The following is an 11761-nucleotide window of genomic DNA, read 5'->3' on the forward strand; positions in this document are numbered from 1 at the left end:
AGCATGCGCGCCATACCTCTACTTTCGCTTCTGCTCAGCGGCTGGTTCATCGTTCCAGCCCAAGCCGATGATGCCCAGGACTGGTTGACCCGCCTGGGCCAGGCAGAGCAACAGCAAAGCTTCAAGGGTACTTTCGTCTACGAGCGTAACGGTAGTTTTACTACCCATAACATCTGGCACCGTGTCCAGGATGGAAAGGTTCGCGAGCGATTGATCCAGCTCGACGGTTCCGCTCAGGAAGTCGTGCGTATTGATGGGCATACTCAATGCGTTAGCGGCACACTGATAGCAGGGCTTGGGGACTCTCCCAACTCCTCTGCCCGTGCACTCGATCCTCAAAAGCTCAAGAATTGGTATGACCTCGCTGTCGTCGGCAAGTCGCGTGTCGCCGGGCGTCCTGCAGTGATCGTTACGCTGACACCTCGCGATCAACACCGCTACGGTTTTGAACTGCATCTGGACAAGGAAACCGGCCTGCCTCTGAAGTCGTTGCTATTGGACGACAAGGGGCGGTTGCTGGAGCGCTTCCAGTTCACGCAACTGGATACTGCTGACGCTCCTTCCGAAAACGACCTGCAGGCCAGTAACGATTGCAAGCCGGTCAACCTTGAAAGTGACAAGGCTTCTGCCGTCAAGACCGCCCAGGTCTGGCGATCCGACTGGTTGCCGCCGGGCTTCGAACTGACCAGCAGCACCGCTCGCAAGGATCCGGAGACCAAAACCCAGGTCAATAGCCTGTTGTATGACGATGGTCTGGCGCGCTTTTCGGTATTCCTCGAGCCGTTGAATGGCGCAACAGTCACCGACACCCGTACTCAGTTGGGGCCAACCGTTGCGGTTTCACGGCGCTTGACCACGGCACAGGGTGAGATGATGGTGACCGTCGTCGGCGAGATACCGGTCGGTACTGCTGAACGGATAGCGCTTTCGATGCGTACCGATGCTGCTGCGGCCAAGCAGTGAGCTGAAATTGAAATGTTTCGTGAGCATTTCAATTTGCAAATATCCCTTAAATTTCTTATAGGTCAGAGCCCCTCGGCTCTGGCCTTGTTTGTTGTTCCCGGAACAAAAATACCGGCGTATTGTTCCCGGTGTTCCTTGCTCCATATCGCTTAACCATGCTCGTCGTAACGGGAGCCGTATGTCGATACCACGCTTGAAGTCTTACCTTTCCATCATTGCCACCGTGCTGGTGCTCGGTCAGGCGGTCACCGCCCAAGCGGTCGAATTGCCTGATTTTACGCAACTGGTCGAACAGGCCTCGCCTGCGGTCGTGAACATCAGTACCACGCAAAAGCTGCCGGATCGCAAAGTCAGCCAGCAAATGCCCGACCTCGAAGGCTTGCCGCCAATGCTGCGCGAATTCTTCGAGCGGGGCATGCCGCCGCAATCGCGTTCACCTCGCGACCGTCAGCGTGAAGCAACGTCCCTGGGCTCGGGTTTCATCATCTCCACTGATGGCTATATCCTGACCAACAACCACGTGATCGCCGATGCTGACGAAATCCTCGTTCGCCTGGCTGATCGCAGCGAAATGAAAGCCAAGCTGATCGGTACCGATCCACGTTCCGACGTGGCGCTGCTGAAAATCGAAGGCAAGGACCTGCCGGTGCTGAAGCTCGGCAAATCCCAGGACCTGAAGGCCGGCCAATGGGTTGTCGCGATCGGTTCGCCATTCGGCTTTGACCACACGGTGACCCAAGGCATCGTCAGTGCCGTCGGTCGCAGCCTGCCGAACGAAAACTATGTGCCGTTCATCCAGACCGACGTGCCGATCAACCCGGGCAACTCGGGCGGCCCGCTGTTCAACCTGAACGGTGAGGTGGTCGGGATCAACTCGCAGATCTATACCCGCTCCGGCGGCTTCATGGGGGTGTCGTTTGCAATCCCGATTGACGTGGCCATGGATGTTTCCAATCAGCTGAAATCCGGTGGCAAGGTCAGCCGTGGCTGGCTGGGTGTCGTGATTCAGGAAGTGAGCAAGGACCTGGCCGAGTCGTTCGGCCTGGAGAAGCCGGCGGGTGCGCTCGTTGCCCAGATTCAGGATGATGGCCCGGCTGCCAAGGGTGGCCTGCAGGTTGGCGACGTGATCCTGAGCATGAACGGTCAGCCAATCGTCATGTCGGCCGACCTGCCGCATCTCGTTGGCGCATTGAAGGCTGGCTCCAAGGCCAATCTGGAAGTGATTCGTGAAGGCAAGCGCAAGAATGTCGAACTGACGGTCGGCGCGATTCCGGAAGAGGGCAAGGAGCTGGATGCACTGCCAAAATCCAGCATCGAGCGCAGCAGCAATCGCCTTGGTGTTTCCGTGGTCGAGCTGACAGACGAGCAAAAGAAAACCTACGACCTCAAAGGTGGCGTGCTGATCAAGGAAGTGCAGGACGGTCCTGCCGCCATGATCGGCTTGCAGCCGGGTGATGTGATCACCCACCTGAACAACCAGGCCATCGGTTCCACCAAGGAGTTCGCGGACATCGCCAAGGCGCTGCCGAAGAACCGCTCGGTGTCGATGCGGGTATTGCGTCAGGGGCGTGCGAGCTTCATCACCTTCAAACTGGCTGAATAACCCGGTTGTCGGTTGAATAAAAAACCGCCTCGAAAGAGGCGGTTTTTTTATGTCCGGACTTTTTGTCTCCGGGGGCGTCAGCCCATCATGTCCTTGATCATGCGTTCCTGTTCCATCAGTTCGCGTTGCCGCGCGTCGATCCGCGAAGACAGCGGGAAGTTGCTACCGGCCTTGCGCTTGGCGAAGTCCAGTTGCTGGATGGCCTGTTTGTAGTCCCCGACCAGCGCAAAATACTCGGCGCGAGCCTGATGCAGACCGATGATATTGCCCGACAGGCCGCGCGTCTCGGCAACCTGATACCACACGTCCGGGTCGTCGGGACGCGACTTGAGCAGGCCTTCGAGGGCTTTCTCCGCTTCGCCAGCACGGTTCTGCTTGAGCAGCAGGTCGACGCGCACCTGATTCAGCGGGTAGTTGCCAGGGAATTGGGTTATCAATCGGTCAACCCGGGACTGGGCATCCGGCAGGCGATTGTTGGTGATGTCCAGATCCACCTGAGCCAGGTTGTAGATGATTTCATTGGGGGCCTTGGCCAGCAACTGCTTGAGGTTTTCCCGCGCTTCGTTCAGTTGACCGCCCTTGATCTGGGCAATTGCCAGGCCGTAGCGCGCCACGTCGTTTTTCGGGTTCTCGTCGAGCAGGGCGCGGAAGCGCTTGGCACCGAGCCCCGGGGTTTCTTCATAGATCAGCTGGACGCGGGCGCGGATCAGTTGATAACGCATGCTGTCTTCGATACCGCCCTGTGGCGCCTGTTCGGCACGGTTGCGGGTGTCGGCGATACGCGATTCGGTGACCGGGTGAGTCAGCAGGAATTCCGGTGGCTTGGCATCGTAGCGGTACTGACGCATCAAGCGTTCGAACATGGTGGGCATCGACCGGGGGTCATAACCGGCCTTTTCCAGATTGAGAATGCCGATGCGATCGGCTTCCTGTTCATTCTGGCGGGAGAATCGCCGTTGTTCCTGGATGGCCGCTGCCTGTGTGCCGGCAATGGTCGCGATCCCGGCGTTACCGCCGCCCGCGGCTGCAATCACGATACCGGCCAGCAATGCAGCCATCATCGGTACTTGCATGCGTTGCTGCGCTTCGACGCCCCGGGCGAAGTGGCGCTGCGACAAGTGAGCCAGTTCGTGCGCCAGTACCGAAGCATATTCGCCTTCGGTCTGGGCGTTGAGGAACAGGCCACCGTTGACCCCGACGATCCCGCCTGGCGCGGCAAAGGCGTTGAGCTGCGGGCTGTTGATCAGGATGAACTCCAGGCGCCGGTCAGTGACCTGGCTGGTCTCCACCAGTCGGTAAACGCTGGATTCCACGTAGTCCTTGAGTTGCGGATCGTTGAGCTGCGAAACCTGGCTGCGCAACATTGCCAGCCAGGCACGGCCGAGCTGATATTCCTGTTGCGGTGAGACAATGGCAGAACTGGCGTCGCCGAGTGACGGCAGGTCGTCGGCGAAGCCCGGTGAGGCGAGCAGGCAAGCGAGCGTCAGCAGGGTAGGGCGCAAAAATGTCATGCACAAAGCCTTAGTCGACAAAGACCTTACTGTAGCCGGACACCGGCGTTGCGACCAGATATTCTAGGCAACTCAACCACCTGACCCGGAGTGATGCAATGACCGACGCTGTAGCCCATGACGTTGAACTGGACGCCAGTGGCCTGAATTGCCCGTTGCCGTTGCTCAAGGCCAAGATGGAACTTAACCGGATGCTCAGTGGTGCGGTACTCAAGGTCATTGCCACCGATGCAGGTTCGCAGCGCGACTTTCGCACCTTTGCCCGTTTGGCCGGTCATACCCTGCTTCGTGAAGAAGATGAGGCGGGTGTTTACCGCTACTGGTTGAAAAAAGCCTGAAATCGGCTGCGTTTGCTCCTAAGGATTATTGATGTTCAAAGTGTTACGCGACTGGATTCAGCGCTATTTCTCCGATGAAGAAGCGGTGGTGCTGGCTGTCCTGCTGTTTCTGGCGTTCACCGCCGTGCTGACCCTGGGCGGCATGCTGGCGCCGGTACTCGCCGGGATGGTGCTGGCGTACCTGATGCAGGGGCTGGTGGTGGCTCTCGAGCGCCTGCGCGTGCCGGGTTGGGCCGCGGTGGGGCTGGTCTTTGCGTTATTCATGGGGGTGTTGCTGGTATTCATCGTGGTGGTCGTGCCGTTGCTGTGGCACCAGTTGATTACGTTGTTCAATGAGTTGCCCGGCATGCTTGCCAAGTGGCAGTCGCTGTTACTGCTGTTGCCCGAACGCTATCCGCACCTGGTATCCGATGAGCAAGTGTTGCGGGCCATCGAAGTGGCGCGGGGCGAAATCGGCAAGTTTGGTCAGTGGGCGCTCACGTTCTCGCTGTCGAGCCTGCCCTTGCTGGTGAACATCATGATCTACCTGGTGCTGGTGCCGATCCTGGTGTTTTTCTTCCTCAAGGATCGGGCCATGATCGGCCAGTGGGTGCGCGGCTACCTGCCCCGCGAGCGGGCGTTGATCACCCGGGTCGCCCACGAAATGAACCGGCAGATTGCCAACTACATTCGCGGCAAGGTCATCGAAATCGTCATTTGCGGTGGCGTGACCTACATCGCCTTCGTTGTTCTCGAGCTCAACTACGCGGCGTTGCTGGCATTGCTGGTGGGGATTTCGGTGGTGGTGCCTTACGTCGGCGCCGTGGTGGTGACCGTGCCGGTGTTTCTGATTGCGCTGTTCCAGTGGGGCTGGAGCGATCAGTTCATTTACCTGATGGCGGTTTACGGGATCATCCAGACGCTGGATGGCAACGTGCTGGTGCCTTTGCTGTTCTCGGAGGCGGTCAACCTGCACCCGGTGGCGATCATCTGCGCGGTGCTGCTGTTCGGCGGGTTGTGGGGCTTCTGGGGGGTGTTCTTTGCGATTCCCCTGGCGACGCTGTTCAAGGCTGTGCTGGACGCCTGGCCGCGCAAGGAGCCGGTGGTGGCGCCGCTGCTTTAGGTTTCAGTTTTAATTTTTCTGTGAGGCTGATGGCCTCTTCGCGAGCAGGCTCGCTCCCACAAGGTTGAACATAAAACCAATGTGGGAGCGAGCCTGCTCGCGATGGCGTCCGAAAGAACGCCCGGAAATCAGGCCTTATTCAGAGCCTGGGCCGCCGCCAATACCGCATCGACATGCCCCGGCACCTTCACGCCGCGCCATTCCTGGCGCAACACGCCATTGGCGTCGATCAGGAACGTGCTGCGATCCACGCCCATGTATTCCTTGCCGTAGAGCTTTTTCAGCTTGATCACGTCGAACAGCTGGCAGATGGCTTCGTCCTTGTCGCTGATCAGCTCAAAGGGGAATTCCTGCTTGCACTTGAAGTTCTCGTGGGATTTCAGGCTGTCGCGAGACACGCCGAACACTTCGGTATTGGCGGCCTTGAACGCCGCGTATTGATCGCGAAAGCCTTGCCCCTCGGTCGTGCAGCCCGGCGTGCTGTCCTTGGGGTAGAAGTAGATCACCACCTGCTTGCCTTTCAGGCCGGCGAGGCTGACGGTCTGCCCGCTGGTGGCGGGGGCTTCGAAATCGGCAACCGGTTGGTCGATGGCAACGGCCATGAAAGCTTCCTTACATTGGGTTCTGTGGGCGCCAGGGTTCGATCAGGGCGTCCAGGTTCAGCGCATCGGCAAAATCCAGGAACTGATCGCGCAGCCAACTGATCTGCACGCCGGGCGGCAGGGTCACGGTGAACGTGGCATTGAGCATGGTGCCGCCGGTCTGCGGAGCCTGATAGGTGTCGCAGGTCAGGTTTTCCAGCTCGACGTTGTGGTCAGTGAAGAACTGGCACAGCTCGTTGATGATGTCCGAGCGGTAGGCCGAGCTGACATAAGCGACGTACGGCAGGGCCTGGGGGCGGTTTTCCAGGGCGGCGCTGCGCACCACGTTGACCGTGAACGCATGCCGCTTGGCCAATACTGGCAGGCTGCCTTCCAGGCGTGCCAGGGCATCCCAGCTACCGGAGATTTCGAGGACCAGCGCACTGCATTCGCCATGACGGGTCAGGCGGGAGGTGACCACGGCGCAGCGGTTTTCATGGCTGGCGCGGCACAGGACGTTGGTCAGCTCCATGGGGTTGGCGCCGAGCGCACTGATGACAAGGAATTGTTCGCGGACTGTGGGGGTGGACATGCAGCATTCCTAAAGCGATGAGCGGTCGGTAGGTTGACGGGCGTTGGCCGTCGGGGTGCGCCTGCGCGTGCCCATTCAGAAAACCCCGGGCTGCGGCTCGCAACTCACTCCATAATATAGCGGGAGTGCGCAGCGGCGACGCTGGAGCGGGGCCTGGGAGGCCGAAAAGGGAGGCTGGAACCCGGCGTACAAGCTGATCAGTACCGATCAAAGTCTGAAGGGTAGCGAAAACCGGCGCCAAGGGGAATGGCGGCAGCACAGTACTTCGCTTGTGCAAGCATCTTGGCGCCAGTACCATTACGGCTCTCTTTTTCCGGCAGGAGCGGTTTCATGATTGCGGGCAGTATGGTGGCACTGGTCACACCCATGGATGCACAGGGGCGTCTTGACTGGGACAGCCTCAGCAAACTCGTGGACTTCCACCTTGAAAACGGCACCCATGCCATTGTCGCCGTCGGCACCACCGGCGAGTCGGCAACGCTTGACGTAGACGAACACATTGCCGTCATCAAGGCCGTGGTCAAGCAGGTCGCAGGCCGCATTCCAGTGATCGCCGGTACCGGCGCCAACTCGACCCGCGAAGCCGTCGAGCTGACCCGCAACGCCAAGGAAGCCGGCGCCGATGCCTGCCTGCTGGTCGTGCCGTATTACAACAAGCCGACCCAGGAAGGCCTGTACCTGCACTTCAAGCACATCGCCGAAGCGGTCGACATCCCGCAGATTCTCTATAACGTTCCCGGCCGCACTTCATGCGACATGCAGGCCGAGACCGTGATCCGCCTGTCCACCGTGCCGAACATCATCGGCATCAAGGAAGCGACCGGCGACCTCAAGCGCGCCAAAGCCATCCTCGATGGCGTCAGCAAGGACTTCATCGTCCTTTCCGGCGATGATCCGACCGCGGTCGAGCTGATCCTGATGGGCGGCAAGGGCAACATCTCCGTTACCGCCAACGTCGCTCCGCGTGAAATGGCCGATCTGTGCGAGGCCGCCCTCAAGGGTGACGCCGAGACTGCGCGGGCCATCAACGAAAAACTGATGCCGCTGCACAAGGACCTGTTCATCGAAGCCAACCCGATTCCGGTGAAGTGGGCTTTGGTTGAAATGGGCCTGATGCACGAAGGCATTCGCCTGCCGCTGACCTGGCTGAGCGCACCTTGTCACGAAACGCTGCGCTCGGCCCTGCGCCAGTGCAGCGTCCTGGTTTAATTGAGGAAGTACAACGCATGAAGCGAATGGCCGGACTTTCCGCACTTGCCTTGATTATCTCCAGCACCAGTGGCTGCGGATGGGTCTGGGGCCCGGAAGGTTATTTCCGTGACCGCGGTAGCGATTACCTGGAAGCGCAACAGACTGCACCGATGCAAATGCCGCCGGATGTCCGTACTGCCAAACGTCTGGATCCGCTGTTGCCGATCCCGCGCAACGTGGCTGATGACACCGCCAAGGGCGAATACGTCGTTCCCCGGCCGCAGCCGTTGACGGCAGCTGCCGACGCCAGCGCCTACTCCCTGCAGAAGAGCGGCGGTTCCAGCTCCATCCTGGCCCAGAATCCGCCGGCCGAAGTCTGGCCTGTGGCCGTTCAGTTCTTCCAGGACAACGGCTTCCGGCTGGATGAACAGCGTCCGCAAACCGGCGAATTCACCACAACCTGGCAACATTCCGACGAACTGTCCGCGGCCATGGGCAAACGCCTGAGCGCGGCCGGCGTCGGTACGGACAGCGAAACCCGCGTGCGGGTTCGCATCGAGCCGGGCGTGCAGCGCAACACCAGTGAAGTCTATGTGGTCAGCGCCGAGCGTCCTGCCGGCAGCACCGCTGACGTGGCATTCACCAACCGTTCGGTCAACACTGGACTGGACGCGGCACTGGTCGACGACATGCTCGCGAGCATGAGCCGTACCTCGGAGAAGGGCGGTTCGGTCTCGATGCTGGCTTCGCGTGATTTCGACGCCCCCAGCCGTGTCAGCCTGAGCGAAGACGGCAGCGGTAACCCTGTGCTGAACGTCGGTACCGACCTGGATCGTGCCTGGTCGAGCGTCGGTCGTGCGCTGGAACAAGGCGAATGGCGCGTTGAAGACATCAACCGCAGCCTGGGCCTGTACTACATCAACCTGGCCGAAAAAGCCGAGAAGAAAGACGACAAGCCAGGCTTCTTCAGCAGTCTGTTCGGCAGTGCGCCGAGCAAGGAAGAGCTTGACGCCCGCGCCGAGCGTTATCAGGTTCGCCTGAGCAAGGTTGGCGAGAACGTCCAGGTCACCGTCGAGAAAAACATCAACACCGTGGCGCCGGCAGATGTGGCGCGTAAAGTGTTGAGCAAGATTCAGGACAACCTGGGCTGATCCTATGCGTTTTGCCGTTCTCGGCAGCGGTAGTCAAGGGAACGGCACGCTGATAGCCAGCGCTGATACGTACGTCTTGGTGGATTGTGGTTTTTCCCTGCGAGAAACCGAAAAACGCCTGCTGCGCCTGGGGGTGAACCCTGCGCAGCTGAGCGCGATACTCGTGACCCACGAACATGCCGACCACGTGCATGGCGTGGGTTTGCTGTCTCGGCGCTACAATCTGCCTGTCTACCTCAGTCGCGGGACCTTGCGCGGGATGCGCAAACCGATTGAACCCGCAGGCTTTCTGGCCGGCGGCGAGCAGCTGCAAATCGGCGACTTGAGCATCGGTGTCATTGCCGTGGCCCACGATGCACAGGAACCGACGCAATATGTATTCAGCGACGGTGAGCGGCGCTTCGGCCTGTTGACCGACCTGGGGTCGTATTGTGACAAGGTGCTGGACGGCTATCGGGATCTCGATGCATTGATGATCGAGTCCAATCATTGTCGTGACATGCTGGCCCGCGGTCATTACCCGTACTTTCTCAAGCAGCGGGTGGGCGGTGAGCTGGGACATTTGAATAACCATCAGGCGGCATTCCTGGTGGCCGAGTTGGGCTGGAAAGACCTGCAACACCTGGTCCTGGCCCATCTGAGCAGCAAGAACAACCTGCCGCAGCTGGCCCGGCAATGTTTTGTCGACACCCTCGGGTGCGACCCGGACTGGCTGCAACTGGCCGATCAAGATTCAGGGCTCGACTGGCGACACATCGCCTAGCCCATCTACTTAGCAAGCGGAGCCCATCATGGAAAAACGTGAAGAACTCTACCGCGGCAAAGCCAAGTCGGTTTACAAGACCGACGACGCTAACCGTTTGATCCTGCTGTTTCGTAACGACACTTCGGCGTTCGATGGCAAGCGTATCGAACAGCTCGACCGCAAAGGCATGGTGAACAACAAGTTCAACGCCTTCATCATGCAGAAGCTCGAAGCCGCTGGCGTGCCGACCCAATTCGACAAATTGCTGGGCGACAACGAATGCCTGGTGAAGAAGCTCGACATGATTCCGGTCGAATGCGTCGTGCGTAACTACGCCGCTGGCAGCCTGGTCAAGCGTCTGGGTGTCGAAGAGGGCATGAAGCTCAACCCTTACACCTTCGAACTGTTCCTGAAGGACGATGCCAAGGGCGACCCGTTCATCAACGAATCCCACGTCGTGGCATTTGGCTGGGGCACCGCCGAGCAATTGGTTCGCATGAAAGAACTGTCGCTCAAAGTCAATGAAGTCCTGAGCAAACTGTTCGACGACGCTGGCCTGCTGCTGGTCGACTTCAAGCTGGAATTCGGTGTGTTCCACGATGGTTCTATCGTGCTGGGCGACGAATTCAGCCCGGACGGCTGCCGTCTGTGGGACAAGGCGACCGGCAAGAAAATGGACAAGGACCGCTTCCGTCAGGGCCTCGGTGATGTCATCGAAGCCTACGAAGAAGTCGCCAACCGTCTGGGCGTACCGCTTTAACCGACGCAAGCATCTGAAAGCACAGAAATATTTCGCTTGGGGGGTTCGCTTCCTGCGAAAGTGTTGTTATGATGCGCGCCGTTGGAGAGATGCCAGAGTGGCCGAATGGGACGGATTCGAAATCCGTTGTACCTTCACCGGTACCTAGGGTTCGAATCCCTATCTCTCCGCCATTATTGAACAAGACTAAGCCCCTGTAATCGTTACTGATTACAGGGGCTTTTTCGTTTCCGGCATACCGGTCAGGTGTGCCAGCCGCCGGAGCGCGACTATCTGGTTCGCCAACGTCGGTGGCGCTGTTGCTCAACGATCCGGAGACCTGCGCAGCCACTTATCTGGCGCTGCGCGAGAGGTGCAGGATTTGGGTGAAGGTGCCATCGGGATTGGGCTCCGTACTCATTTCACCGCTGAACCCGGCGTATTCCCCTGTAGCGCCAATTACCGCGACAATCGACTGGCCGGATTCATGCTCCTGTCCGGCCACGACGATACTGGCGGCCGTTTTGCCCGTCGCGTCGGTGAATAGCAGGGTCCATTGGCACTGGCTGTGCTTTTCGGGGAGGGTACTGACGCAGTATCCGCTATTGCTGCCGATATCTTTTCGTTGCTCGTTCATCAGCGGCTGGTCGAACACAAACAAGTCACCCTGCGACGGGCCGGGCGGGCCGATGTCAATCGGGGTCTTGATGCCGCGGGTGCCGTCGGCATAGGTGACCAGGGTGAGTGTCTCGGTTTCATGGGCCTGCGCAATGACGGGCAGGCTAATCAACATCAGGCATAGCGCGCGAAGGGCGAAGTTATTCATGTATTTCGGCTCGGGTTATGGAAGAGATGCATCAGCGGCAAAGAGTAACGGGCGGGCCTGAGCGCGGCGAACCCTACAATGTGAGTGCATATGACGGCGGCGCAGCGGATTCAGTGGTGCGAAGAGTTGCAGGGAAATGGCGGCACTGAGGTGACTGCTGCATCCGTAACCGGACAGGGGGGCTTGCACCCTCCAGCCTCAAGCGTGCGTATCAACGCGCCGTCGACGTTACCTATGTGGGTGAATCAAACCGGAGCAGTTTTTTTGGCTATCGGTCGTTTGTTCCCAATCGTTGGTCGAGCGTTCTGAAATGGCGGGTTAGAGCGGGGGGATCAGCCTCTGGATTGTCCGGATCAGCGCCGTTTCATCCTTGCAACCCCGTCGGGGCTACTGCTTAATACAGAACCGCTCATGGCGTC

At 59.4% G+C, this 11761-nt stretch carries 12 protein-coding genes and 1 tRNA gene; 9 read left to right on the forward strand and 4 right to left on the reverse strand.

The features are described from left to right. The first annotated feature begins 3 nt into the window (after positions 1-3). Entirely contained in the window at positions 4-963 is a 960-nt protein-coding gene (locus ACEN8E_RS06505; RefSeq protein WP_495591905.1) for a MucB/RseB C-terminal domain-containing protein, read from the forward strand. 178 nt (positions 964-1141) lie between these two features. Then, positions 1142-2566, forward strand: a complete 1425-nt coding sequence (locus ACEN8E_RS06510) for a DegQ family serine endoprotease (protein ID WP_429367405.1) — start codon at positions 1142-1144, stop codon at positions 2564-2566. Positions 2567-2643: 77 nt separating this feature from the next. Here the strand turns inward: ACEN8E_RS06510 and ACEN8E_RS06515 are convergent, their stop codons facing one another. Next, complete coding sequence (locus ACEN8E_RS06515; protein ID WP_495591906.1) at positions 2644-4077, reverse strand: M48 family metalloprotease; 1434 nt, start codon at positions 4075-4077, stop codon at positions 2644-2646. A gap of 98 nt (positions 4078-4175) precedes the next feature. Here ACEN8E_RS06515 and ACEN8E_RS06520 point away from each other — a divergent pair, with 98 nt between their 5' ends. Together ACEN8E_RS06520 and ACEN8E_RS06525 are read left to right on the forward strand one after the other, a co-directional pair. Beyond that, positions 4176-4415 carry a sulfurtransferase TusA family protein gene (locus ACEN8E_RS06520; RefSeq protein WP_495591907.1) on the forward strand — a complete coding sequence of 80 codons (240 nt, stop codon included), beginning with the start codon at positions 4176-4178 and terminating at the stop codon, positions 4413-4415. 31 nt (positions 4416-4446) lie between these two features. After that, positions 4447-5517 (forward strand): AI-2E family transporter, encoded by a 1071-nt coding sequence (locus ACEN8E_RS06525; protein WP_495591908.1) that lies wholly within the window; start codon positions 4447-4449, stop codon positions 5515-5517. Between the two features lie 128 nt (positions 5518-5645). Here the strand turns inward: ACEN8E_RS06525 and ACEN8E_RS06530 are convergent, their stop codons facing one another. Next, a complete protein-coding gene (locus ACEN8E_RS06530) occupies positions 5646-6119 on the reverse strand; it encodes a peroxiredoxin (protein WP_056720658.1) in 474 nt (157 codons plus the stop codon). 10 nt (positions 6120-6129) lie between these two features. After that, positions 6130-6690 (reverse strand): glycine cleavage system transcriptional repressor, encoded by a 561-nt coding sequence (locus tag ACEN8E_RS06535; RefSeq protein ID WP_413423901.1) that lies wholly within the window; start codon positions 6688-6690, stop codon positions 6130-6132. A gap of 330 nt (positions 6691-7020) precedes the next feature. On the opposite strand from ACEN8E_RS06535, the gene dapA reads away from it, so the two are divergent. From dapA to ACEN8E_RS06560, 5 genes are all read left to right on the forward strand, one after another. Then, positions 7021-7899: a 4-hydroxy-tetrahydrodipicolinate synthase gene (dapA, locus tag ACEN8E_RS06540; RefSeq protein ID WP_495591909.1), complete on the forward strand. Its 879-nt coding sequence runs from the start codon at positions 7021-7023 to the stop codon at positions 7897-7899. Positions 7900-7916: 17 nt separating this feature from the next. Continuing rightward, positions 7917-9032, forward strand: a complete 1116-nt coding sequence (bamC, locus tag ACEN8E_RS06545) for an NlpB/DapX family lipoprotein (protein ID WP_495591910.1) — start codon at positions 7917-7919, stop codon at positions 9030-9032. 4 nt (positions 9033-9036) lie between these two features. Next, the gene (locus tag ACEN8E_RS06550; RefSeq protein WP_007984759.1) at positions 9037-9795 is read left to right on the forward strand and encodes an MBL fold metallo-hydrolase; all 759 of its coding nucleotides are present in this window, start codon (positions 9037-9039) and stop codon (positions 9793-9795) included. A gap of 28 nt (positions 9796-9823) precedes the next feature. Further along, a complete protein-coding gene (purC, locus tag ACEN8E_RS06555; RefSeq protein WP_007944067.1) occupies positions 9824-10537 on the forward strand; it encodes a phosphoribosylaminoimidazolesuccinocarboxamide synthase in 714 nt (237 codons plus the stop codon). 83 nt (positions 10538-10620) lie between these two features. After that, positions 10621-10710: transfer RNA gene (locus tag ACEN8E_RS06560), tRNA-Ser, on the forward strand. Between the two features lie 158 nt (positions 10711-10868). Here the strand turns inward: ACEN8E_RS06560 and ACEN8E_RS06565 are convergent. After that, positions 10869-11342 carry a hypothetical protein gene (locus tag ACEN8E_RS06565; protein WP_495591911.1) on the reverse strand — a complete coding sequence of 158 codons (474 nt, stop codon included), beginning with the start codon at positions 11340-11342 and terminating at the stop codon, positions 10869-10871. Positions 11343-11761 lie beyond the last annotated feature (419 nt).

Source organism: Pseudomonas sp. Pseusp9 (assembly GCF_059491265.1).